At 69.5% G+C, this 23,332-nt stretch carries 23 protein-coding genes; 8 read left to right on the top strand and 15 right to left on the bottom strand.

The genetic code is table 11. The features are described from left to right. Positions 1 to 24: 24 nt before the first annotated feature. The 8 genes from BMY74_RS40980 to BMY74_RS40950 form a co-directional block, all read right to left on the bottom strand. A complete protein-coding gene (locus tag BMY74_RS40980) occupies positions 25 to 1,302 on the bottom strand; it encodes a glycosyltransferase (protein ID WP_089926897.1) in 1,278 nt (425 codons plus the stop codon). Positions 1,303 to 1,354: 52 nt separating this feature from the next. Beyond that, the gene (locus BMY74_RS40975) at positions 1,355 to 2,773 is read right to left on the bottom strand and encodes a cytochrome P450 (protein ID WP_089926895.1); all 1,419 of its coding nucleotides are present in this window, start codon (positions 2,771 to 2,773) and stop codon (positions 1,355 to 1,357) included. Beyond that, on the bottom strand, positions 2,770 to 4,011 hold the full coding sequence (locus BMY74_RS40970; RefSeq protein ID WP_089926893.1) for an aminotransferase class I/II-fold pyridoxal phosphate-dependent enzyme: 1,242 nt from the start codon (positions 4,009 to 4,011) through the stop codon (positions 2,770 to 2,772). The genes BMY74_RS40975 and BMY74_RS40970 overlap by 4 nt, the downstream gene beginning before the upstream one ends. Positions 4,012 to 4,124: 113 nt before the next feature. Beyond that, a complete protein-coding gene (locus tag BMY74_RS40965; protein WP_089926891.1) occupies positions 4,125 to 4,373 on the bottom strand; it encodes a hypothetical protein in 249 nt (82 codons plus the stop codon). Between the two features lie 141 nt (positions 4,374 to 4,514). Continuing rightward, positions 4,515 to 6,113 carry a SulP family inorganic anion transporter gene (locus tag BMY74_RS40960; RefSeq protein WP_089926889.1) on the bottom strand — a complete coding sequence of 533 codons (1,599 nt, stop codon included), beginning with the start codon at positions 6,111 to 6,113 and terminating at the stop codon, positions 4,515 to 4,517. Next, on the bottom strand, positions 6,110 to 6,442 hold the full coding sequence (locus BMY74_RS40955) for an ArsR/SmtB family transcription factor (protein WP_089926887.1): 333 nt from the start codon (positions 6,440 to 6,442) through the stop codon (positions 6,110 to 6,112). Before BMY74_RS40955 ends, BMY74_RS40960 begins: the two co-directional genes overlap by 4 nt. A 3-nt stretch (positions 6,443 to 6,445) precedes the next feature. After that, positions 6,446 to 6,622: a hypothetical protein gene (locus BMY74_RS45525; protein WP_177230184.1), complete on the bottom strand. Its 177-nt coding sequence runs from the start codon at positions 6,620 to 6,622 to the stop codon at positions 6,446 to 6,448. Positions 6,623 to 6,697: 75 nt separating this feature from the next. Further along, positions 6,698 to 7,708, bottom strand: a complete 1,011-nt coding sequence (locus tag BMY74_RS40950) for an aldo/keto reductase (protein WP_089926884.1) — start codon at positions 7,706 to 7,708, stop codon at positions 6,698 to 6,700. Here BMY74_RS40950 and BMY74_RS40945 point away from each other — a divergent pair, their 5' ends adjacent. Continuing rightward, positions 7,709 to 8,827 (top strand): AraC family transcriptional regulator, encoded by a 1,119-nt coding sequence (locus tag BMY74_RS40945; RefSeq protein WP_089926881.1) that lies wholly within the window; start codon positions 7,709 to 7,711, stop codon positions 8,825 to 8,827. A gap of 78 nt (positions 8,828 to 8,905) precedes the next feature. On the opposite strand, the gene BMY74_RS40940 is transcribed toward BMY74_RS40945, so the two are convergent. Beyond that, complete coding sequence (locus BMY74_RS40940) at positions 8,906 to 10,378, bottom strand: nitroreductase/quinone reductase family protein (protein ID WP_218159925.1); 1,473 nt, start codon at positions 10,376 to 10,378, stop codon at positions 8,906 to 8,908. A gap of 90 nt (positions 10,379 to 10,468) precedes the next feature. Here BMY74_RS40940 and BMY74_RS40935 point away from each other — a divergent pair, with 90 nt between their 5' ends. The 3 genes from BMY74_RS40935 to BMY74_RS40925 all read left to right on the top strand — a co-directional run bounded on the left by BMY74_RS40935 (position 10,469) and on the right by BMY74_RS40925 (position 13,098). Next, entirely contained in the window at positions 10,469 to 11,122 is a 654-nt protein-coding gene (locus tag BMY74_RS40935; RefSeq protein ID WP_089926879.1) for a TetR family transcriptional regulator, read from the top strand. Between the two features lie 136 nt (positions 11,123 to 11,258). Continuing rightward, positions 11,259 to 12,092 (top strand): peptidoglycan-binding domain-containing protein, encoded by an 834-nt coding sequence (locus tag BMY74_RS40930; RefSeq protein WP_089926876.1) that lies wholly within the window; start codon positions 11,259 to 11,261, stop codon positions 12,090 to 12,092. A gap of 100 nt (positions 12,093 to 12,192) precedes the next feature. Then, positions 12,193 to 13,098 carry an NAD(P)/FAD-dependent oxidoreductase gene (locus BMY74_RS40925; RefSeq protein ID WP_245786676.1) on the top strand — a complete coding sequence of 302 codons (906 nt, stop codon included), beginning with the start codon at positions 12,193 to 12,195 and terminating at the stop codon, positions 13,096 to 13,098. A 43-nt stretch (positions 13,099 to 13,141) separates the two neighbouring features. Here the strand turns inward: BMY74_RS40925 and BMY74_RS40920 are convergent, their stop codons facing one another. From BMY74_RS40920 to BMY74_RS44540, 3 genes are all read right to left on the bottom strand, one after another. Then, entirely contained in the window at positions 13,142 to 15,211 is a 2,070-nt protein-coding gene (locus BMY74_RS40920; protein ID WP_177230183.1) for a prolyl oligopeptidase family serine peptidase, read from the bottom strand. Positions 15,212 to 15,366: 155 nt separating this feature from the next. Then, entirely contained in the window at positions 15,367 to 16,182 is an 816-nt protein-coding gene (locus BMY74_RS40915; RefSeq protein WP_177230182.1) for an ANTAR domain-containing protein, read from the bottom strand. A gap of 239 nt (positions 16,183 to 16,421) precedes the next feature. After that, on the bottom strand, positions 16,422 to 16,577 hold the full coding sequence (locus BMY74_RS44540) for a hypothetical protein (RefSeq protein WP_218159924.1): 156 nt from the start codon (positions 16,575 to 16,577) through the stop codon (positions 16,422 to 16,424). 122 nt (positions 16,578 to 16,699) lie between these two features. Between BMY74_RS44540 and BMY74_RS45515 the strand changes: the two genes are divergently transcribed. Then, positions 16,700 to 16,870 carry a hypothetical protein gene (locus BMY74_RS45515; protein ID WP_177230181.1) on the top strand — a complete coding sequence of 57 codons (171 nt, stop codon included), beginning with the start codon at positions 16,700 to 16,702 and terminating at the stop codon, positions 16,868 to 16,870. A gap of 38 nt (positions 16,871 to 16,908) precedes the next feature. Here BMY74_RS45515 and BMY74_RS40910 read toward each other — a convergent pair whose 3' ends face one another. Continuing rightward, on the bottom strand, positions 16,909 to 18,378 hold the full coding sequence (locus BMY74_RS40910; RefSeq protein ID WP_089926863.1) for a hypothetical protein: 1,470 nt from the start codon (positions 18,376 to 18,378) through the stop codon (positions 16,909 to 16,911). Positions 18,379 to 18,495: 117 nt separating this feature from the next. Next, positions 18,496 to 20,082, bottom strand: a complete 1,587-nt coding sequence (locus tag BMY74_RS40905) for a pentapeptide repeat-containing protein (RefSeq protein ID WP_089926860.1) — start codon at positions 20,080 to 20,082, stop codon at positions 18,496 to 18,498. Between the two features lie 127 nt (positions 20,083 to 20,209). Between BMY74_RS40905 and BMY74_RS40900 the strand changes: the two genes are divergently transcribed. From BMY74_RS40900 to BMY74_RS40890, 3 genes are all read left to right on the top strand, one after another. Continuing rightward, positions 20,210 to 20,629 (top strand): hypothetical protein, encoded by a 420-nt coding sequence (locus BMY74_RS40900; RefSeq protein ID WP_089926857.1) that lies wholly within the window; start codon positions 20,210 to 20,212, stop codon positions 20,627 to 20,629. Positions 20,630 to 21,040: 411 nt separating this feature from the next. Next, on the top strand, positions 21,041 to 21,730 hold the full coding sequence (locus BMY74_RS40895) for a DUF7822 domain-containing protein (RefSeq protein WP_089926855.1): 690 nt from the start codon (positions 21,041 to 21,043) through the stop codon (positions 21,728 to 21,730). 551 nt (positions 21,731 to 22,281) lie between these two features. Beyond that, a complete protein-coding gene (locus BMY74_RS40890; RefSeq protein WP_218159923.1) occupies positions 22,282 to 22,674 on the top strand; it encodes a hypothetical protein in 393 nt (130 codons plus the stop codon). Between the two features lie 323 nt (positions 22,675 to 22,997). Here the strand turns inward: BMY74_RS40890 and BMY74_RS40885 are convergent. Then, positions 22,998 to 23,332, bottom strand: a 335-nt coding sequence (locus BMY74_RS40885; RefSeq protein WP_143091928.1) for an integrase core domain-containing protein, incomplete at its 5' end; no start/stop codon positions are given.

Genomic DNA, 23,332 nt, shown 5'->3' with positions numbered 1-23,332 from the left:
CATCAGCGTTGTGCAACGCACCCGTCAGCTGTGCACCACCGGCTGGATGCCCAGCTCCGCGGCCCAGCGCTCGACGACGTCCGCGGCGTCGGTCTGCACGGTGTTCGCCGCGACCCGCGAGCCGAGTTCCTTCGCCTGGGCGGCGCAGGCCAGCGCCGCGTCCACGGCGGCACCGAGCCGGTCGGCCGTGATCTTGTGGAACGGCAGGCGCACACCGGCGCCGAGCTGCTCGACGCGCCACGCCCAGTAGGCCTGGTCGGCGAGCATTCCGGCGATGACGGACGGCAGGCCCGCGCGCAGGACGGACGCGGTCGTGCCCGACCCGCCGTGGTGCACGGCGGCCCGGCAGCGCGGCAGCACCGCGTCGAAGTCGACGTTGTTCACGAGGTGCAGGTGGTCCGGTAGCTCGGCGCCGTCGGCGCCGAAGTCGCTCCAGCCGGCGCAGATCAGCCCTCGCAGGCCCCGTTCTCGCGTCAGCTCGGCGATGGTGCTCAACATGGCCCGGGGGTCGGCCACCGGTGTCGAGCCGAAGCCGAAGAAGATCGGAGCGCTGCCGGCGTCCAGCCAGGCGTCCAGCGATTCCGGCACGGTGTCACCGAGCCGGGCCCGCAGGTCGGCGGACAGCGCCTGCCACCCGACGATCTCGTGCCGCTCGTGCCATTCCGCCGGCCTCGACGCGACGTCGCCGCTGAACATCGCCACGGACGGGATCAGTTCCACACGCGGGGCGCGCCGATACCTCTCGATGCCGAGCACGTCGCACATCTCGTCGATGTTCGGCCTGTTCTCGTACCAGAAGGCGAGGTCCAGCAGGCGCCAGCTGGCCCAGTTCAGCCGGCGCAGCCGCAGGTCGCGGACCGGCGAGAGGAAGCTCGCGTGATTGCCCGCGTCGAGGACCGGATAGAGACTGGACGTGCGGTGCGGCACGCCGAGTGCCTTCGCGAGGCACTCACCGCGGTAGACGGTCGTGATCGTCGAGAGCACCAGGTCTGCGCCTTCGGCCGCGGTGACGCACGCGTCGATGATCGACCGGTTCGCCTCGCGTTCCTCGAGGGTCATCGCCTTGAGGAACGCGTACACCTTACCGCGGGCCATGTTGTCGCGCCCCGCGTCCGAGCTCATGATCGCGCTCAGGTCGGGCTTCATCGGGACGACGTCTATGCCCGAACGTGCGGCCCACTCGGCGAGGTTCTCGTTCACCGTCATCACGACCGAGTGCCCGCGGCGCCGCAGTTCGTAGCCGAGCGCCACCATCGGCTGGATGTCTCCCCGCGAACCGTGCGCGAGGATCGCTACCCTCATCGAAATCTCCTTCGCAGTGCCGCACTTCGGCTTTCGGTCCACAAAGGACGCTTCAGATCCGGTCGAGGTGGACGGGGAGACCCCCCGCCGGGGACGGGGTGTTCGACCAGTCCCACCGCATCCGGTAGCCCTCCGGCAGCCGCCACCGGTGGCGCAGCAACAACTCGTGCAGGATCGTTTTGACCTCCAGGAAGCCCAGCACCATCCCGATGCACTTGTGCGCGCCACCGCCGAAGGGCACGAACGCGAACCGGTGCGCCCGGTCCTCCCGGCGCGGTTCAGCGAACCGGTCCGGGTCGAACGCGTCGGGGTCGTGCCAGTACGCCGGGTCGTAGTGGTTGGCCGCGGGCATGACGATCGTGGTCGTGCCGGCGGGCACGTGGTAGCCCGTGAGGTCGACGTCGCGGACCGTCCTGCGCACGAAGGTGGGCACGGGCGCGACCAGGCGCAGCGACTCCTTGACCACCAGGTCGAGCGTGGTCAGCCGGTCGAGGCCGTCGAGGTCCGGCGCCGGTCCCAGGGCGACCGACTCGGCGCGGGCCCGTTCCTGCCACTCCGGCCGGCGGGCCAGGTGGTACATCGCCGCCGTCGCCGTGGTGGCCGAGGTGTCGAGCGCGGCCACCATCAGGAAGATCATGTGGTCGACGACCTCGGTGTCGGTGAACCGCTGGCCGTCCTCGTCCTGCGCCGAGGCCAGCACCGAGAAAAGATCGTTGCCGGCGCTGTTCCGCTTTCCGGGCAGAGCGGCCGTGAAGTACTCCTCGAGCTTCCTCCTGCCCCGCGATCCCGCCTGCCACTTGCCGCCCGGCACGGAGAACCGCGCCAGTGCGGTGGTGCCGTCGACCGCGGCCCGGAACGCGCGCAGCACCGGCTCGTTCGTGTCGATGGAGCTCGCCATGAACACCTGCGACCCGATGCCCATGGTGAGCCGGGCCATCGCCGGGTGGACGGTGAAACGGTCCGGCAGGTCGGCGAGTCCCGCGCGGACGACCCGTCCGGCGACCTCCGCGTAGCCGGCGAGCCGGGGGCGGGTGAAGGCCTGCTGCATGATCCGCCGGTGCTGCAGGTGTTCGTCGTCGAGCATCAGCAGGCCGCGCTTGAAGAACGGGTCGAGGAAGAGGTTCCACCCGGCCTGCGAGAACGCCTTGTCCTTGTTGGTGAGCACGGCCTGGGTGGCGTCGGCTCCCCCGACCACGGCCATCTTCACGCCGAACGCCTTCATCCACGACACCGGTCCGTACCGCGTCACCCTGGCGCGTTCGAACCGCGGGCCGTAGCGCATCCACTCGAGCCCGTGACCGACCAGGGGAAGACCGGCATCACCGGGCACGGCCCGCAGGCCCGAACCCGGCGGCGGTTCGGCCAGGTGCCTGGTCCGCGCGGCCCCGCCGCGCAACGCCCGCGTCTCCAGCCAGCGCGGCACCGGCACCGTGCCGATCGACAGGCGGCGCGTCTCCTGCTCGTGCGTCACGAAATCACCCTCAGCGCACGGCCCACCTTCTCGAACGCCTCCAGCACGCGCTCCAGGTGCTCGAGCCTGTGCGCGGTGTTGAAACTGGTGCGGATGAGGCTCCGTCCCTGGGCCACGGCCGGGGGAAGGGCCGGCGTGGCGAAGACCTTCTCCTCCCACAACCCGCGCCAGAACTGGAGAGCGGTGCTCTCGTCCCCGACCAGCACGGGGACGATCGGGCTGTCGGAGCCGAGCAGGTCGAAGCCCAGGTCCAGGAGGTTCTGGCGCATGAAGTCGACCTTCGACCACATCTGCTCGCGGTGCTCGGGCTCGGAGCGGATGATGCGCAGCGCCTCGAGACTCGCGGCGATGTTGGGGGCGGGCAGGGCGGTGCTGAAGATGAACGGCCGTGCGGTGTGCCTGATGTAGTCGATGACGTCGGCCGTGCCCGCGAGGAACCCGCCGACGGACGCCAGCGCCTTCGAGAAGGTGCCCGCCACGACGTCGACGTCGTCAACGAGGTCGAAGTGCGCGTGCGACCCCTCGCCGCGCGGCCCGAGCACACCGGTCGCGTGCGCGTCGTCGCACACCACCCGCGCGCCGTACCGCCTGGCGACCTCCACGACCTCGGGGATCGCGCCGATGTGGCCGGACATCGAGAAGATGCCCTCGGTGTAGACGATGCGCCCACCCGGCAGGCCCTCGTCCTCCTTGAGGAGCCGCTCGAGATCGGCGGCGTCGTTGTGCTCGAACCGTCGTGGACGGTTCGCCGCCATCCGCGCGCCGTCGATCATGCTCGCGTGGTTCTGGTCGTCGAAGTACAGGACGTTGTGGCGCCCGCCCAGCGTCGCCACGGCCGCGGCGGTCCCGAGGAAGCCGGCGCTGAAGACGAGAGCGGACTCCTTCCCGACGAAGTCCGCCAGCTCGGCCTCGAGGGTCTCGTGGAGCTCGAGGGTGCCGGTCAGGAAACGCGATCCCGAGGCGGACATGCCGAACTCGTCCACGGCGGCACGCGCGGCCTGGCGCACCCGTGCGTCCTGGGTGAGCCCCAGGTAGTCGTTGGATCCGGTGAGGACGTACTGCTCGCCGTCCACGACCACGGTGCCGCCGCCGTGGCGGGCCATTGCCTTGAAGTACGGGTACAGGCCCAGAGCACGTGCCTGGTCCGCGCGGCGCGGTGCCCGCAGATCGGCGAAAGCATCGACGACGGGTTCACGAACGAGGCTCGAGGCGCCTCCGATGGTGGCGGTATCGCCCATGGCCGAACACTCCTGGTTCGTCGCTCTGCTAAGAGTCCCCCACGACTGACGAAACCGAAGCTATTGTACGAAACACCATTTCTCGCCCATTGTTCAGTAATCGTGCAGTTCTTCTACTGGTGCTGGACGTACGGCCTCGTCGCCGCACATGTCGCATGTGGACGGTCAGCGTTCGCCGCGGAGCAGCCGGCCGCGCGGACGTCGTCGACGAAGATCGACGGCTGCTCCCAGGCCGGAAGAGGACCACCGCGGGCGGGCTCGCCCCGGTGGACGATGTTCGCGAAGACCCGGCGGGTGGCGCTGGTCATCTCCTTCGGGAACATGCCGAACGCGGTCGGCGTCGTGACCTCGCGGCCGTCCACGAGGTCGCCGAGCCCTTCCCAGTACAGCCGCGCCGACGACGTCGCGGTGTTGGTCAGCCATACAGCGTGACGGCGTCGAGGATTTCGTCGCGACCGCGGAGGACCAGCAGGGCGGGGCATCACATGCCCTTCCCACACCTCTCAAGGAAGCGTCCCGTTCAGCCGCAGATGGTCCCGAGCGTGCTCGATGGCTTCGGGCGTGCTCGCGAACGTGCGCACTCCGAGGACCTCCAGCTGGCGGCGATGTCCTTCTCGCACACCGGAAAGCAGGACGGTCACACCACGGTGTTCCAGCTTCTCGACGGCGTCGCGCAGGACCAGGACACCGGTGGCGTCCAGTGTGGACACGTGCGAAAGGCGGAGGATCACCACGGAGACCGCCGAGATCTCGGTGAGCTCCAGGAGGAAGCGGTGTGCCGCGGCGAAGAACAGCGGTCCGTCCAGCCGGTAGGCGACGATGTGCTCGGAGAGCAGCCTCCGTTCCTCTTCGGTGTGGTCGCCCGCTTCCAGGGGCTCCACGTCGATCCGCGCGGATCTGGCGACGGCTCGCAGTGCCAGCGCTCCCGCGACGGCGATGCCGACGATCACGGCGGTGACGAGGTCCAGGGCCAGCGTCGCGATCGCGGTGAGGGCGAGCACCACCGCGTCGGAGCGGTTCGCGCGCATCAGCACGCGCACCGATCCCACCTCGACCATGCGCACCGCGGTGGCGATCAGGACGCCTGCCAGCACGGCCAACGGGATTCGCCCGACCGCGGGGGCGGCGGCCAGCATGATGACGGCGAGCGTCACGGCGTGCACCAAGGCCGCCAGTCTCGATGTCGCGCCCGACCGGACGTTGACCGCGGTCCTCGCGATCGCCGCGGTGGCGGGCACGCCGCCGAACAGCGGTGTGACGACGTTCGCGACACCTTGCCCGAAGAGCTCGCGGTCGGGGTTGTGCCGCTGGTTGACGCTCATGCCATCGGCCACGGTGGCCGACAGCAAGCTCTCCAGTGCGGCGAGTGCCGCCACCGCGACCGCGGACGGCAGCAAGGTCCACAACGCGCCCAGATCCAGGAAGGACAGCGACGGTGCGGGCAGCAACGCCGGCAGTGAGCCGATCCTCGCCGCCGGCAACGACCAGATCTCCGCCACCGCCGTGCCCACCGCGACGGCCAGCAACGAGAACGGGATCGCGGGCTTCCAGCGCGACCCGACGAGCATCACCACGACCACACCGCCGGCGAGCAGTGCGGCGGGCCACACGGGGCCGGCCCCGACCGCACGCACCGCGGTCACCACCACGTTGTGCCCGGTGGAAGCCGGCACGCCGAGAGCCGCGGGGACCTGCTGCAACGCGATCACCGCGGCGATGCCGATGGTGAAGCCCTCGACCACCGGCGCGGGCACGTACCGCATGTAGCGCCCGATCCTGGCCACCGCCAGGCAGAGCAGGAACACGCCCGCGAGCAGACCGACCGTCAGCACACCGCCGGGTCCGAACCTCGCGACGATCGGGACGAGCACGACGGTCATGGCGCCGGTGGGCCCGGACACCTGCAGGCTCGACCCCCCGAACACCGCAGCCAACGCACCCGCCACGATCGCCGTCACCAGCCCGGCCGCCGCACCGAGTCCGGACGCGACACCGAAACCGAGTGCCAGGGGTAACGCGACCACCGCGACGGTGACACCCGCCAGGACGTCCCTGGGCGTGGCGGCCGACCAGTCCGCCTTCGCCGGCAGGAAGGCTCTCACGCGGAGTCCTCGCGCAACTGCGCGAGCAACTCGTTCTGCCCGACCAGCAACTCGGTGAGGATGCGCCTGGCCGCCTTCATCAGGTCGGCCACGTCGGCACCCGCGAGCGCGTACACCACCGTCGATCCTTCCCGGGTCGCCGTCACGATGCCGGACCTGCGCAACACGGCCAGCTGCGCCGAGAGGTTGGACGCCTCCACGTCGATCTCGGCGAGCAGGTCGCGCACCGCTTTCGGACCGTCCTGCAACAGCTCCAGCACCCGGATGCGCACCGGGTGGCCGAGCATGCGGAAGAACTCGGCCTTCGCCTGGTACAGCGGAACAGGCACCGCTCAGCCCTCCTCGGGCACGGTGACGGCCACGCCGTGCTCGCCCGCCAGGCGTCGCAGGTTGGCGAGGTCGGCGCGGTGCACCTCGGCGCCGTAATCGTCCTGCTGCTCCACGGCGAGACACACCGCCCGCTCGGCCTGCTCGAGCCGGCGGTGCAGGTTGTCCTCGAACTCACCCATGTGTCCACAACCTGTCGAATTGAAGAATTCTTCAATTCGACACTCTACAACCTCGCGAGCACGACGGCACGGTCGTCATGGTCGGGTGAACCGGTTCTTCTCGGCTCGTTCGAACGCCGACCACAGTCCGTGCGGGTGTCCCAGCTGAGGTGCGCTCACCTCGTCCAGCCATTCGAGCCTGTGCGATGGGATCTCCAGCTCGGTGGCCGCGAGGTTCGACGTCAGCTGGTCCACGCTCCTCGGGCCGATGATGGGGATCACCCCTTTCCACATCGACCACTTGATGGCCACGCGCTCCGGAGTCGTGTCGAGGTCAGCGGCGACGCTTTCGACGGCGTCCAGCACCTTCGACTTGGCGGGATCGTCCTCCCTGTGCAGGAACTGGCTGATCGAGCTCTGCGCGCGCCCTGTTCCGCCGCGCCGGTACTTGCCCGTCAGAAGACCGCCGCCGAGCGGCGTGAACCCCAGCACGCCCAGGCCGAAAGCTGCCGCCATCGGCATCAGCTCCCGGTCCGCGCTGCGCTCGACGAGGCTGTACTCGATCTGGATCGCGACGGGAGGCGCCCAGCCGTGATGCCGCGCCACGGTCATCCCCGTCGCCACGCGCCATGCGGGAAAGTTGCACAAACCGGCATACAGAATCTTGCCGGCGGACGTCAGGTCGTCGAAGGCCCGCAGGATTTCTTCAATCGGTGTGGATTCGTCGGCCACATGGGCCCAGAACACGTCCACCCGGTCGGTGCGCAGGCGACGCAGACTCTGCTCCAGGGACTGGACCATCGCCTTGCGGCTGTTGCCGGTCATCTGCAAGCCACTGGCCGCGGTGGACCCCATGGTGTACTTCGTCGAAAGAACGATGTCCTCGCGATCCGAGGCGATGATGTCCGAGAGGTATTCCTCGGCGTCCCCCGCCTGGTAGTTGGAGGCGGTGTCGATGAAGTTCCCTCCCGCCTCCCTGTAGGTGTCGTACATCGCCTTGGACTCGGGCGCCTGCGCCCCGTGCCCCCAGCCCACGCCGAAGTTCCCCGTCCCCAGCGACAGTTCCGACACCCGCAGCCCCGAGCTGCCCAGAAATCGGTATCGCATATGTCCTCGCTCCTCGCCTTGATCCGGCACGAAGGCACCCTCGCGCCGCGCAGCTTCTGCCGCCTGACATCCATCGTTGCGGCCACTGGGCGTATGTTCCATAACGTGGAGTCCAGTAATCCTTATCGATCGTCCAGCACCGAGATCGCCCTCGATGCCCACGACCCCATCCGGGACGTCCTGGCGCTCGCCCGGCCCCGGACGGTCGCTCCCGTCCCGCTCCGCGCGGAGGCACCGTGGGCAGTTCGGTACTCCCCCTTCCCCCACATCAAGCTCGGCGTCGTGGTGGAGGGCGAGTGCTGGCTGTGCATCGACGGACTGGAAGCTCTTCGCCTGGCCAAAGGCGACTTCTTCCTCCTCGGGAACCCACCGCCCTACGGTCTCGGCAGCTCGGTCGAAGCGGCCCGGAACCGCAACCCGGACGGGCTGCTGCCCGAGAGTTCCTCCGCGAGCAGAAACACGACTTCTCAGGACTCCGCGACGTACATGTGCAGCGTCGACTTCGAGTTTCCGGATTCCGATTCGTCAGCCCTGTTCTCCTCGCTCCCCACAGTCACGCTCGTCAAAGCAGGGGACACCGACGAAAGGTTGCTCTGGAACATCGTCACCCTCCTGATCCACGAGATGGAGAGGCAGAAGGTGGGCCGATCTCTTGTTCTCGAGCACGTTGCCCAAATCCTTCTCGTGCAGATGCTGAGGTCGCACGCCGGTTTGTCGCACGGGCCGCTGGGATGGCTGGCCTCGGTGGCCGACGACGGGATCGGCGCAGCGTTGCGAGCCATGCACGCCGAACCGGGCCGGCGCTGGACACTGGAGGAACTGGCAAGAATTGCGATGATGTCGCGGTCGGCCTTCGCCGCGGCCTTCCGAGGCAAGGTCGGAAGGCCGCCTCTGGACTACCTCATCGAGTGGCGGATGCAGCTGGCGCGTGCCGCACTGCACACCGAGGACTCCCTCGCAGCCATCGCAGAGACCACCGGATATCGGTCCGAAAGTGCTTTCAGCACTGCTTTTCGGCGCGTTGTCGGCATATCGCCGCGGGAGTTCCGCACCTCTCTTCGCCCGCAGCGAAAGGGCCGTGCTCCTGCCGGCTCAGCGCTGATGTCGGACGAAGACTGAAGACATACCGGGACGCGACACCGGTACGGCTTGATTTTGGTCAACACTGAAGCAATAGAGGCTTTCGAACCGCGTCGCTCACGCCTCGTCGTCGATGATCTGCACGACCACCTTCCCCACCGTGCGGCCGTTCTTGCTGTGCTCCAGCGCTGCGACCACCCCGTCACGGGAGAACCCGTAGGTCCGGTCGATGTGCACGCGGACCTGCCCGGCCTCCACCATCCGGTCCACGCGGTCGAGGAGCTCGCGCGACGCGTCGAGGAAGACCGGGACGTAGGCGATCCTCCTGCCCACCAAGGACTTCACCTTCCGGGCCAGGATCGTCACGCTCAGGCGCAGCGCGGCTCCGGCCGTGATCCGGTCGTCCTCGTCGCGGGAGACCGTGACGAACCGGCCTCCGTCGGCGAGGACGTTCCGGGCGGCCACCCACTGCTCGCGGCCGCCGACGAAGTCGAGCACCGCGTCCGCGGAAGCGGCGGACACGGCGGCGTCATAGCGGCCCGCGGTGTGGTCGACGACGTCGTGCGCGCCGAGTTCGCGGACGAACGCCTCGTTGCGTCCACTGCTGACCGCGGTGACGTGTGCGCCGAGGACCCTCGCGATCTGGACGGCGTAGGTGCCGACGCCACCCGACGCGCCGATCACGACCACGCGGCTGCCGGCGCCGATCCGCGCCTTGTCCAGAGCCAGCAGGGCGGTCTGGGCGGCCAGCGGCACGGCGGCGGCCTCGGCGAAGCTCAGCCCCGCGGGGATCGCGCTGACCAAGTCCTCTTCGACGTTCACGTGTTCGCCGGCGCCGCCGCCGTGGAGCTTGTTGTCGGCGTGCACGCGGTCGCCCACCTTCAGCCGGGTGACCTCGCTGCCGACGGCGGTCACGACTCCGGCGAGGTCGAACAGCGGGACGAACGGGAACGTGCGCTTCGCGATCAGGCGGCGGTGACCTTCGATCATCTGCCAGTCGATGGGGTTGACGGATGCCGCGTGCACCTCGATGCGGACCTGGGTCGGGGACGGTTCCTCGACCGGGTGCGCCGCCGAGTACGCCAGCACCGCGTCGGCGACGCCGTAGTCGCGCTGCACGACAGCCCGCTGGACGGGGCGGGCGACAGGTTCGAGCACGACCACCGGGATCTCCCTGTCGGTGTGACCGGCGTAGTCCTCATAGGACGGGAAGACCTCGACGAGGCGCGGCCACAGGACGGCACGTTCGGCATCGGAGGCCACGCGGGGACGAACACGGCGGCGAATCCCTCCTGGCAGCTCCACCTCGGTGACCGGCATGGCCATCAGGTTGTGGAACCAGGCGGGATGCGTGTCGGACCCGCCCTTGGACGCGACGACGACCAGGCCGGGTTCGCCGTCGAGGTAGATCAACGGGTTGGTGCGGTGCTCGCCGCTGCGACGCCCTACGTGGTCGAGCAACAGCACCGGAGCGCCGAGGAACGTCGCGCCCAGTCGCCCCCCGGTGGAGCGGAACAGGACCTTCTGCAAGCGCGCACCCTGCTTGTGGAGGTTCCAGAAAGCGGTGGAGTTGCGCGTCATCCGACTCATGACGGCGATAGTGTCAGAGTCTGACATTTGTCGCAATGAGACAAACGACAGTATGTGACTCGATCGCTCGAACTCCAGTAAGGTTGGCCCATGAGCACTCCCGGGCTGCGCGAGCGCAAGAAGGTCCGCACCCGCCAAGCACTGGTCGACGCGGCGTACGAACTCTTCGCACAGCAGGGTTTCGCCGCCACGACCGTCGACCAGATCGCCGCAGCCGTGGAGATGTCCGCGCGGACCTTCCACCGCTACTTCGCCTCGAAGGAGGACGCGGCGCTGTCGGTGCTGACCGAGCAACACGACGCCATGGTCGAAGCGCTGCGGTCCCGCCCCGCCGACGAGCCGGCGATGACCGCGATGCGCAACGCGGTCGTCGAAGTGCTGACCGCTTACGAAGCCGACGAGAACTGCGACGCTTTCCGCTTCCACCAACTGCAGACCCTCATCGCGGGCAACCCGGCGCTCCGAGCCGCGGCCGCCGAGCACAGCACCGCACGGACGTCCGAGGTGGCGGAGCTGATCGCCGGGCGGATGGGTGTCGAGCCCGCCACGGACCCGCGCCCCGGACTCGTCGCCGCCGTCGCGCTCTGCGCCGCTCCCGCCGCAGTCGACGCCCGGCGCCACCACGAACCGTCGCGGTCCGCATCGGAGCTGTACGGGCAGGTGTTCGACCTCCTCGGGTCCGGTATGGACTACCCGGCGGCCGTCACCGCACGCGGCGTTCGTTCGTCCAAGCGGAAGGACTGATCTCGGGAGCCAGTGCAACCGTCGTGTCAGAGCTTTGTCAGCGCGATGTCCGAGCCTCGTCCATGGACACCGCGCTCGCGTTGTCCCATCGCGCAACGAGCTCGACCGAACGGAAAAAGACCGCATGAAGCCAAATATGAAGACCCGGAGCGGCACCGCGGCGCTGGCGGCCTTCGCCGTCCTGGGCTGCCTGACGCTGAGCACGACGCAGGCTTCAGCCGCAGCGCTGCCGGTCGTCGACATGGAAGCCACCGTCCTGGCCGCCCAGATCGATCCCCGGCGCGCGGACGACACGCTGACCCCCGGTGCCAAGGACTCCGTGCTGGCCGTCGAGCGGGCTCTCCAGGCACGCAACCTGCTGGACGCCCGCTGGGTCGACGGCTACTTCGGCACCACGACCATCACGGCGTACGCGGCCTACCAGCGTTCGCTCGGCTACACCGGGCTGGCCGCGAACGGGCTGCCCGGCGCGAGTTCGCTGGCCACGCTCGGGCAGAACCGGTTCACCGTGTCCCACGTGCTCAAGCCGGGCTCGAAGGTGCAGCGTGACGGGTACGTCGTCAACACCCGCACCCAGGCGATGCTCACCGAGGCCGAACGCCTGCTGGGACGTCGCCTCGTGCTGTCGCAGGGCTCGTACAACCCCGGCGGCGACCCGACCTCCGCAGGCACCCACGACGGCGGCGGCGCCCTGGACATCAACGTCGACGGCATGTCCGCCACCACCCGCACCGCCGCCGCCCGTGCGCTGCGCCAGGTCGGCTTCGCCGCGTGGGTCCGCAGCCCGTCGCAGGGCGACTGGCCGTGGCACATCCACGCCGTGGCGATCAACGACACCGACCAGGCCACCCAGGCCCAGAACCAGGTCGGTGACTACTACCTCGGCTTCAACGGCCTCGCCAACCACCGCCCCGACGACGGGCCCCGGATCCCGATCCGGACCTGGGAGGACTACCAGCGCACGTCCTGACCACGAGCCCGGACACCCGGTGGCCTGGTTCTTCCGATCAGGCTCACCGGGGTTCCGAAGCGGCGCCGCCGTTCTGTCTCCCGACTGCGCCGCACTTAATGTGTCTTTTGTGGACGTCATCGTGGTCGGGGCAGGCATAGCGGGTCTCTCGTGCGCACGTGCGCTGGTAGAAGGAGGAGCACGGGTACGTGTCCTCGAACGTGGCCGTGTCGTGGGCGGGCGGTTGGCCAGCCGGCGCATCAACGGCCGCTACGCGGACATCGGTGCCGCCTACCTGGTCGCCGACGACCCCGCGTTCGCCGCGCAGACCGAGTCCTGGCAGGCGCGGGGCCTCGCCCGTCCCTGGACCGACACCTTGCGGGTCTACCCCGCGGGCACGGACGCGCGCGGTCCCGTGCGCTGGGCCGCACCCGGCGGACTGCGCAGCCTCGCCACCGACCTCGCCGACGGACTCGACGTCCGCCTCTCCACCCCGGTCGACTCCGTCGACCAGGACGCGGACGCGGTGGTGCTGGCCATGCCCGGGCCCCAGGCCCTGAAGCTGTCCCCGCCGCCGGCGATCGCCTCCGCCGCCGCCGCGCAGAGCTGGCGGCCGGTGATCGCCGCGGTCCTCACCTACCCGGCCCGCTCGTGGACCGGACTCCACGGCGCGTTCGTCAACGACCACCCGGTGCTCGCCACCGTGTGCGACGACGGTGATCGCCGCGGCGACGCCGCACCGGTCCTCGTGGCCCACTCCACCGCCGAACTGGCCTCCGAACACCTGGACGCCCCTGCCGAAGCCGGTCCCGTTCTCGCCGCGGCCGTGGGAGAACTGCTCGGCATCACCGCCTCGCCACAGGTCGAGGTGCACCGGTGGACCTATGCCCAGCCGGAAAAGGGATCCGATGCCCCGTACGCGAGGGACGGCCGGGTGTGGCTGTGCGGAGACGCGTTCGGACGCCCGCGCGTGCAGACGGCCTGGCTCTCCGGCCGCGCCGTGGCCAACGCCCTCCTGAGTGGCTGAGCCGTGGCCACGGCAGGTCCAGCGCTGCGGAGACGGTGCCCGGTCAGGTAACGCGAGGCTCCATCCCGAAGCGCTGCAACAGGAATGCGAGCCAGTGTGTCGCGTGGGTGACGCCTTCCGACCGGCTGCTGGCCGTGCCGTGCCCGACACCGTCCCAGACCCGCAGCAACGCGGGTGCCGTCGCGCGGGCCTGCAGGCGTGCGATGAACTTGCGGATCGGTTGCGGCGGGCACGCGACGTCGGCTCCGCCCGCGTGGACGTACAGCGCCGGGTACTTCACGTCGTCGCGCAACAGGTGGTACGGCGACATCGTCACCAGGCGGGCGATGTCGTCCGGATCGTCCAGGTCGCCGTACTCCGCCTTGGCGGCGAAGCGGCCGTAGGGGTACCGGTGGCATGCGATGACGTCGAGGATCGGGCACTGGGCCACGACCGCCGACCACAGGTCCGGCCGCTGGGTGAACGCGACCGCGGCCATGATGCCGCCGTTGCTCCAGCCGGTGACGGCGAGGAGGTCCGGCGTCGTCACCCCGGTCGTGGTGAGGTGCTCGGCGATCGCGTAGACGTCGTCGTAGCTGTTCTGCTTGTTCCCGACGCGCCCGGCGTCGGCCCAGTCGGAGCCGAGGTCGCTGCCGCCGCGCTGGTGGGAGATGGCCAGTGCGCCGCCGGCCGCGACGAAGGCCGCCACCGGACCGGGCCACTGGGCGGGCCACGCGACCCGGCCGCCGCCGTAACCGGTGATGAGCGTCGGGAGTGGACGGGTGCCGTCCTCGCCGTCCGGCAGCACGAGGTGGTACGGGACCTCGGTGCCGTCGGCGGACTTCGCCCAGCGCAACGAGACTTCGGCGCCCGGCAGCTCCGCGCGCGGCGCCTGCAGGACGTCCACCCGGCCGGAGCCGAGGCGGTAGCGGTACAGGCCCGGTGAGGTGGTAGGCGTGGAGAACAGGAACACGAACTCGTCGGGGTGGCCGTCGGGGGCCAGCGCCGCGGTCGGCATGGCGTCGAGCGGCAGCGCTCCCCTGCCGGGCAGGGGCACCTCCTCGACCTCCCGCCCATCCCGGTCGAAGACCCAGGCGCGTGCCTCGGTGTCCACCGAGCCGGTCACCACCAGGTGGCCGCCGATCAGCCGGACGTGGCTGAGCACGCGGCCGGACTGCGGCACCAGTTCCTGCCAGGTGACCGGGTCGGAGGGGTCGGACCCGTCGAACGGGATCGCGACGATCCGCCCGCGTGGCGCTTCGTGGTTGGTGACCGCGACGTACCGGTCGCCGTCGATGACGCCGGCGACCGACACGTCGAGTCCCCGGACGAACGGTCGCCAGTCGCGCTGCGGCAGGTCGCACACGAACTGCGGCAGCGGCCAGACCGCGGTCACGACGGCGTGCCGGCCGTCCGCGGCGACCTGGACGGTGGCGCCGAGGGGGACGTCGACGGGTTCGGGCTCGGCCGGGGGCTCGCCGCCGAGGGCGTGGAAGTACGGCCGGAAGGCGAACGACTCGGAGGTGAGGTCACCCGCCGTGTAGAAGAACCCGGAACTGTCCGGCAGCCACTGCGGCATGACCATCGGTCCCATCGTCGGCTGCGGGATCCGGTCAGCCAGGCGTTCACCGGATCCGGTGTCCAGCAACCGGATCTCGGCGAGCTCGGAGCCGTCCTCGCACACCCCGAGCGCGACGGTGCCGCCGTCCGGCGACGGGCTGAACCACGAGACGTTCCTGGCCCCGTCGTCGTTCGGGTCGTACACCACACGTCCCGGACCCGCCGCTTCCTCCGAGACCACGAGGACGGCACGGTCCGAGAAGTCCGGGCCGGCGCCGCGGTCGAGGCGGAACCAGCGGCCCCCGGCGTACCGCGGCGCCTGGTCGGCCATCCAGCTGGACGACCCGTTGCCGTCCGCGACGTGCTGGTCGACCGCGGCGCGCAGGGCGGCCAGGTGCGCCCACCCGTCGGTGAACGCGTCGGTGAGCGAGTTCTGCTCTTCCTGCCACGACGCCGTTTCGGTGGTGTCGTCCTCCAGCCACCGGTAGGGGTCGGGGAAGCTGATGTCCAGGACGGTGTCCTGGGCGTCCACGGTGCGCGCCGCCGGATAGGTGAGCCGTTCGCCGGTCGTCATCGTTGGATTCTGTCCCGGTGGCGACAGGAACGACGATCGACAAGTGGTGTGCGAATCCGCCTGGGAAGACGACGGGTGTCGCGTTCGACGACGCAGGCGGAACCGGCACATGCGGCAGGGCCGGCGCGGCGCCGTCCTGCGACCTCACCTGTCCTTCAGGGGAAACGGATGCCGTCCTGCTCATGCCGTGACGGTGCGGACGAGGCCAGGAGTCGCGGTTCGAACGCCGGGTGCCCGGGGTCGTGCTGGAGGGTGTCCCGGATGAGGGCGCGGGCGACGTCGTGGAGTTTGGTGTTGGTGTGCTGGGACAACTCGACCAGGATGGCGAAGGCGTCGCCGGGACTGCAGCCCCGTTGCCCGATCAGAATGCCCTTGGCCTGTTCGATGATCCCGCGGGTGCGCAGGGCTTCGCGCAGGTCCTGGTTCTCGCGCAGCACCGCGTGGTGGGCCTGACCCAGGCGGGACATCGCGAGCAGGGCCCGGGTGAACCGCTCCGGGTGCGCGTGCCACCAGTCCGCGGTGCGGGCCTGGTGCTCGGGTTCGTCGAGCAGGAGCTGATCGACGTCGGTGACGTCCTCGACGTGGTGCAGGATGCCCGCGATCCGGCCGTCGGCATCGCGCAGTGGCGTGTTGACCGGTGCCCAGACCTTCCGGACGAACCGGTTCCGGTCGCCGGGAGCGGGCACGTCGTAGCGCTGCAGCCCCATGACGTGACGTCCGCCGCGGTGCAGCACCCGCTCGAGCGAGCCGGACAGGGAGGCGACCCCGTCGGCTTCGGGGTCGGCGGGGTTGTCCGGGAAGGCGTCGAACAGGCCGATGCCCACGAGGTCGTCGAACGTGGTGAGCGTGGCCGTCGTGTGCGCGGTGTTGGCGGCGTGGATCCGCAGTTCGGTGTCCAGGACGAGGTAGGGCGCGGCGGTGGTCTGGAATGCCGGATCGGCTCCGATTCCGGCCAGCAGCGCGGTGTTCATGCGGTCGCCTTCTCCAATGCGCGAGTTTCGGGGACGGAACGCACGAGAGTCTGGCGTGCCGGTCTCCTCGATCTCGTCCGCAGCCCGACCAGTGTCGTCCCAGCCTCCGCGACGCTCGACGGAGGTGTTGAGCAACTGAGCTGATACCCCTTTCTGCGGCGTCTCGAACATCCCCACCCGCAGCCGCGCGGAACAGCCGGTCGAGGCGGCCACCGCGCGCCCCGACCGGCGGGAACGGGTCAGGACCAGGCGACCTCGCCCTCACGCGACACGAACCTGCCGGTGCCGGCTCCTGGGCCCTCGGTGGCGAGCGCGACGATCGCGTCCGTGCCCTCGGTGACCCGTGCCACGCGGCTCCGCTTCGAGAACTCCCGAGCCCTGATGCGCGTCGTCACCGACACCGCTCCCCACGAACCAGCGGCTGCGCAGGCGTTGCGCTCCGCTCACGCCCAGCCTGCGCACCGGTCTGCACCTGACCGCACACCGACTGCACGAGCTGAACGCGCTGCGGGACGGGATGGACGCCGAGTCGGCCACCGACACGTTGTGGTTCCACCTCTGCAACAGCGCCTACTTCACCCTCACCGACGACAACCAGTGGTCGCTCGACCAGGCCGAGGAGTGGTTGCTCGAGTCACTGCGCACGGCCCTGTTCGACTCGGCGCGTCGGCGGGCCCGGACGCGGTGAGCACGCTGCCGCCGTTGACGCGGTGATGGTCACCCGGCTCATCCGCTCTGCGCGTGGTCTCGTCCGCTTGCCTCGGCCAGATCGGGAAGTCCGGCAGCGAACGCGATGAAGCGACGGTGGTGGCGCTCGATCGGGGCGGTGGAGAGCAGCTCCGTGATGCGCCGCTGCTGCGTGGCGGTCGGCCGCGAGTACATCGGCAGCTCGCGCTGCCGGCCCATGCCGGCCAGCCGCGGGTCGGGGTCGTGGAGGAGCTCGAGATCGGCGATGACCGCTTCCCACCCGCCGCGACGGCGGTGGATCCACCAGGCCCGGCGGCGAAGTTCCGGATCCTCGGCCGCCTTGAGCGGGGCCAGTTCGCTGAGGGCCCACACCCCAGGGTTGCTGATGAGGACCTCGGCGGCCAGACGGGCCACTCGCGAGTGGTCACCAGCCACCGACCGGACCAGCAACGGGACGTCCTCGGCGGTGGCACGGCCCCGCAGCAAAGACAGGCCGACCTTCCGCAGCGGAAGCTCCGCGCTGCCGACGAGGGCGACGACCTCCTGACGTTCGATGGCGGTGCCGGTCTCGGCGAGACCGGTGTAGGCGCGAGCGCGCAAAACCGGTGTGGCGGTGGAACGCGCGGTTGCGGCGTAGACGACGGCGGGATCGCGTCCCATCTCCTGCCAGCGGCGACGAGCCCACAGACGGGTGAGCACGGAGGAGTCGAGCAGGAGCCGCTCCACGTCGGCCGGGTCGAGCTGCGCGGCCGTCAGCTTCACCAAGGCCAGCGTGCGGCTCTCGGCGGACCGGTCTCGTAGCAGCACCTCGGCGACGACGTCAGGAGTCGCCGAGTCGGCGATGACCTCGATGAGCCGCCGACGGACCACGTGGTCCCTCTCCGCGGGCAGCAGCACGGTCGCGTCCGGCAGCCCGAGCAGTCCGGAGTCGAAGCTGTGCCGGAAGGCGGCGCGCCGGAGGTCGTGGTCCGCGGACATGCGCAAGCGAGCCCAGACGTTCGCCTCACCGTGCTCGGTGATCAACGCGCGCAGGTACAGCGCCAGGACCTCGAAGCCCCGGCCGCGCTGCTCGATCCGGTGCAACAGCGGCACCACGCGGTCGGCGTGATCCAACGTCCGTCGTCGCAGCACCTCACGCACAGCCACCTCGCGGATCACAACGACGTGGTCGCTGACCCGGACCGCCAGCGCGCGATCGCTCAACGCATCGAGCGAGGTGGCCAACGACCGAACGGCGCGTTCACGCACGTATCCGTCCGGGTGCATGCTCGCCAGCACCGCGACAACGGGCACCGGACTCGCCAGAACCTCCCTCGTCCACCTCTCCGACAGTCCCAGCGCCGGCCCCTCGTAACGGAACTGGCGAGCATCGTGGTCGATCCGCAGCAACTCACGTGCGGTCACCGAGGTGAGCCAGGACGCGGTCTCGTCCAGGACGAATCGGTCGCCCTGGAAGGCCGCTGCGGCACTCTCACCCAGGCGGCCGCGGATCTGCGGCGGATTCAGCATGCGGCCGATTGTGGCTGCTGCACGTCGAACGGTCATCCGAAATGATCCGGCCGCAGCCGTACGAGATCGGCCGAGCACGTCCTGTCACGCCGTCGGCAGGGCGGTAGGTGTGAGCGTTCAGCGTCCTGGGGGCCACGCGAGGTACGTACTGGGGATCGCGCTGCTGTCCGAGTTCGGCGGATCATCGGAGATCACCACGACAGCGAGAGGTGAGTCGGGCTTGATGGCGCCTTTCGAGGGTTTCCGCTCGCAGACGAGCTCGGCCCACTCGTCGTCCGGAGCCGGCTCGACGACGGTCACCCCTTTCGGCAGGACGCATCGTCCGGATGCCTCCGCTCGTATCCGCGTCCGTTCGAAACTCGGCTCGAGTGCGAAGCTTGCGGTTGGTTTTCGCATGCTGCCGAACGACATGCCACCACTGCCCACCATTCCACGGCCGCGATACCGGGTTCGCTCCACGCCGGCCAGTCCACGATCGCCGCCATACGGCACGCCACCGTGGACGCGGAAGCCGCCGAAGTGAACCTCCCTCCCGAAGCGCGCGCCGTCGAACTCGGTGTATGCCTCGAACACGCTGTCGCCGAACATGGCGGTACCGACGACCTCCGCTCGCCTGAAAGTGACATCTGCGGCGAACCGTGCCTCGGTGAACAACCCGTTCTGGTGCAGCCGCGCGAGTTCGAACGTCACATGCGACCCGAAGCGCGTCCGCTCGAATCTCGCGTCCCCGGCGATGTGGAGCCGGTCGAACCACGCCGTGCCGTCGAAGTGCGCACCGGCGAACACCGCCGCCGAAGCGAACTTGGCTCCGCCGAAAGAAGTCTCACCGAGGAAACGTGCGTGGTCGAACCGCGCGTCCCTGGCAAAATGCGCGTGGGTGAACTGGGCTTTGCCGCCGAACACCGTGCCGACGAACATCGCGTCCCGGCAGAACTGCGCGCCGTCGAACTCCGCGGTGTCCTCGAACACCGCGCCGCTGAACACGGCCTGGTCAGCCACACGCGCGGCGCAGAAGGCGGCGAAACCGGTGAACCGGGCCTTCCCGAACAGCGCGGAGCGCGCGTGGCACAGCGACAGGTCCAGGTCGTGCAGGGCGGCGCCGGTCAGGTCCAGGTCGATGTCGGACCAGAACGTCTCCCGCCCTGGCACGAGGTGGGCGGCGAGGATGCGCTGCGCGGTCGACCGGACCTGCCGCTCCTGCTCCTGGCGCGCGCTTTCCGCCGGGTCGTCGCCCGGTTGCGGGAGGGGCATCCGCAGGTACGCGCACAGCACGTGCACGATGGTCTGGCGCTGCCCCGGAACGTTCTGCGCCAACCGTTCCAGGGCGTACATCCCGCCCAGACGCACCGGTGCCTTGTCCGACCCGAGCTGCTCCACCGCCTTGGTGTACAACTCGGTGACCCGTCGCTCGGCCGCGTCGTCCTGCGTGAGCACGGCGACCCGTTCCTGGTGCTCCTGGTCCAGATCCTTCTGCCGCAGCGCGATCTCCATGCTCTGCTGCCGACGCGCGGCGAGCCACAGCGCCGCCGCGCCCCCGGTGCCCACGACGATCGTGCCCGCGGTTCTGATCGCGGCCAACCGCACCGTGTCCGCCGGTGATCCGCCCCCGTAGGCCCACAGCAGCCACACGGCCACCGCCACCCCGAGAGCGCCCAGCGCCACCCCGGCCCACACCACCGTCCGGGTGGACAGAACCCGGTACACCGGACGTCCTGATCTCTCTTCCACGGTGAGGCAATCGCCGCATGCCTGGCGCGGGTTACCCGGACTCGTCGACGCACGCCCATGCCGATAGGCGGGCGTAGGAACTGGGGTTTGACATGATGACGTGATGGTCGCCGAGAGTGCCAGGTACGAACCCAACGACCTGCTCGGCCGGTTGGTCGGGTTCCGCCTTTACTCCGTGCAGTTCGTCATGGACCACGTCCAGTTGCACTTCGACGGCCCCACGCAGGACATGCCCGTCCTAACCTGCGACGTCATGCCTGCCGTGACGATCTCGAACCGAACGTTCACGAACGGTCTCGCGGAGTACGCGGATGCACTGCGTGCGCTGATCTCCGGAACCGTGGTGCACACGGAGGAAGCCACCGGGGTCGGCCTGCGGATCGAGCTCGACAACGGCAGTGTCGTACTGCATCCGACTCTCGCCGAACTCGCGGGACCCGAAATCGCGACGCTGCAAGGGTTCACCGACAAACAATGGATGTGCTGGCGTCCGGGTGAGGACTCGTTCGAGGACCTCGTCTGACGCGCTTGCGACAACACTCGCTCATGCCGCCGAGCGCGCTGGGGTCATCGAACTGCGGTTCAGGGTGATGTTCGGATAGGCATCCACCAGCCATCCGAGTGGCCAGGCTACGCCAACTCGTCCTGCAGACACCGGCACCCGTGATCGCGGACGCGCTCGGCTTCCACAACAAGTACGTCACCCGAATCTGGGCCGACGCAGGTGGCGTCTGGAAGACCTACGCCCCGGCGATCACAGCCGGTGAGATTCACCGTGGAATACCGACTACTCGATCAATGGAGCCCGCCAGCCTCAAGGGCCAACTCCTGTGGGCGGGGGAAGCGGAGAACGCCCGCCTCTACCCGCAACCGAAACGGACCATCTGTCTCGGCCAGGTCCAGCCCCGCCGCAGGCCCGTCATAGGATCCGGTCATGGCGAACCGTTCGTACCTGTACAGCATCGGAAACCGGCCGGAGTCCTATGAGGACCGACCGGAAACGATCTCCGGGTTGTCGGAATGGCCCTACGCCATCCCGTTCTCCTTCCTGGTGCTCCTGTCCGGCGATCCCCGGCTGTGCGCGTCGCTGATCGCCGACGGGTTCGACGGCGAGCCCCCGGAGAGCAGGACCACGCTGCACGCCATCAGCGGTGAGTTCGACGCCGGGTTCGCGCGGCTGACGAAGTTCGCCGCCGCCGTGCGCGCCGTGAGCGACGCCGAAGGCCTGCACGCCGGGCTCGCCGAGGCGGAGCGGTTCCTCGACGCGCACCGCGACCAGTACGTCCTGCTCGAGACCATCGAGCTCGACACCATGATCGAGAGCGGCGAGGACGAGCTGCGGGCGCTCATCGAGGGCCACCTCGACCTGTGCCGGGCGGCGGGCGAGGCCATCGACGCGCTTCCCGACGACGCGGCGGCGGCCGGGACCGTGCTCGCCGCCGCGGCGGCCGAGCGGTCGGCGCCGCCGCTGGACGCGTTCCACGGGCTCGTGCTGACCGACGACTTCGACAACACGCGTGACGACAGGACCGAGAACCCGATCGGCCTCAGCTGGTGGACCGACGTCCTCTACTTCGCGCTGTGGAACCGGGCGGAGTACGCGGCAAACCAGCTGAATCAGTAACCCGCGGCGGCCAGGACGGCCTCGGTGATGGCCTCGTGCCCCAGCCGGGGCGCGGTGGACGCCGGTGACCGTGCAGAAGTACGTCAGCGCGCACATCCGCGCCACCGGCGCCGGCACGGGGCCGTACTCGGGGTCCTGGGCCGTCTTGGTCAGCGGCCCGTAGGCGCCGGTCGCGGCGGTGAGGTCGGCGAACGCCGCATCGACCTTCCCGTACTCGGCCTTGAGCACCAGGGTGAAGAAGTCGTGGAACAAAGGCACCGACCGGCGGGCAAGGTCCCGCCCGGCCGGAACGTGCCGGATACCCACGTCCGAGGAACACGTCTGGATAGGTCAGGCCGACGATCGGCGCGGACCTGACCGTACGGCTGAGCCGCGACAGCCGCAGGCTCACGTGCCCGAGTGACATCAGCGGCGCGAGCAGGACCAAGGTTCGGACGATCACCGTGTCGAGCAGTGCACGTACTGGATTCGATGGCCGTCGCTTTTCATGCCGCTCGAGCGCGCTCATGCCGATGAGCGGACTCGATCCAGCGGGATATTAGGGTCGACCGGTGACCGCCGAGAACATCGACTGGGGTGGACAGCGCGAAGGCAACCCGACAGTCTCGGAACTCACCTTCGCAACGTCACTGAACGCGCTTGCGCCAGGACTGGAGTTCTGGCTGCACGCCGACGACGACGGCACACCCTGGCTCCTGGTCTCCCTCGATCTCATCGAAGGGGACACCGTGCGGGACACCCTGCGCCTGGACTTCGACAGCCGCGGCATCCGCGGTGGCTGGAGCCCGTCATGCCTCAACTGGGACGACGGGATGAGGGCCGAGGACGCTCTGATCAACCTGGCGGGACCCGACGGTCTGGTTCTCCCGGCGAAACGGCTGTCGATCGAGGAACTGGCTCGTCGGGCTGCGGAGTGGTTCACCCAGCCGAAGCAGGGACGCTGAGCCGACTCCTACCGCGCGTGAGCGGCACCCGGTCGTTACCACCCTCTCGATGTCCTCTCATGCCGCTGAGCGTGCGGCCAACCACTGGCATGACGTCCTCAATGAACCTGAACTGCGCCCAACCGATTCGAACCGCAGTTCAGCGGACTTGACCGAACGCACACGGCGATCAGGGCTCAGCGCACTCGGTCCACGCCGCAACGCGTTCTCGTGCCACATGAGGTGTGCTCTACTGCCGAGGAGTCGGGAACGGCGTCGGTGCGCCGGCCGAACTCGGCGACCATGCCGTCCCGCGCGACCCAGGTGCCGTTCATGATCACCGGCTAGTTGTATTGACCCGCAGGGTTGTTGATTCGGCTGATGGGTGGGTGGCCGCCGAGCGCGGTGTGGCTGCGGTGGTGGTTGTAGGTGTGCAGGAAGTCTGCCAGGGCCTGGGTGCGTTCGGTGTTGCTGGTGTAGGGCCGTTGGTAGGCCCATTCGTCGAGCAGTGTGCGGTTGAACCGCTCGACTTTGCCGTTGGTCTGCGGCCGGTAGGGGCGGGTGCGTTTGTGGGTGATCCCGGCTGTGGTGAGGGTGTCTCGCCAGAGTCGGGACTTGTAGCAGGAGCCGTTGTCGGTGAGTACTCGTTCGACGGTGATGCCGTGGGTGGTGAAGAACA

It is taken from the genome of Lentzea albida (genome assembly GCF_900111005.1).
Taxonomy (GTDB): Bacteria; Actinomycetota; Actinomycetes; order Mycobacteriales; family Pseudonocardiaceae; genus Lentzea; species Lentzea albida.
The sequence above is the reverse complement of the archived record's forward strand: the minus strand, read 5'-3'. Positions and strand labels throughout refer to the sequence as shown.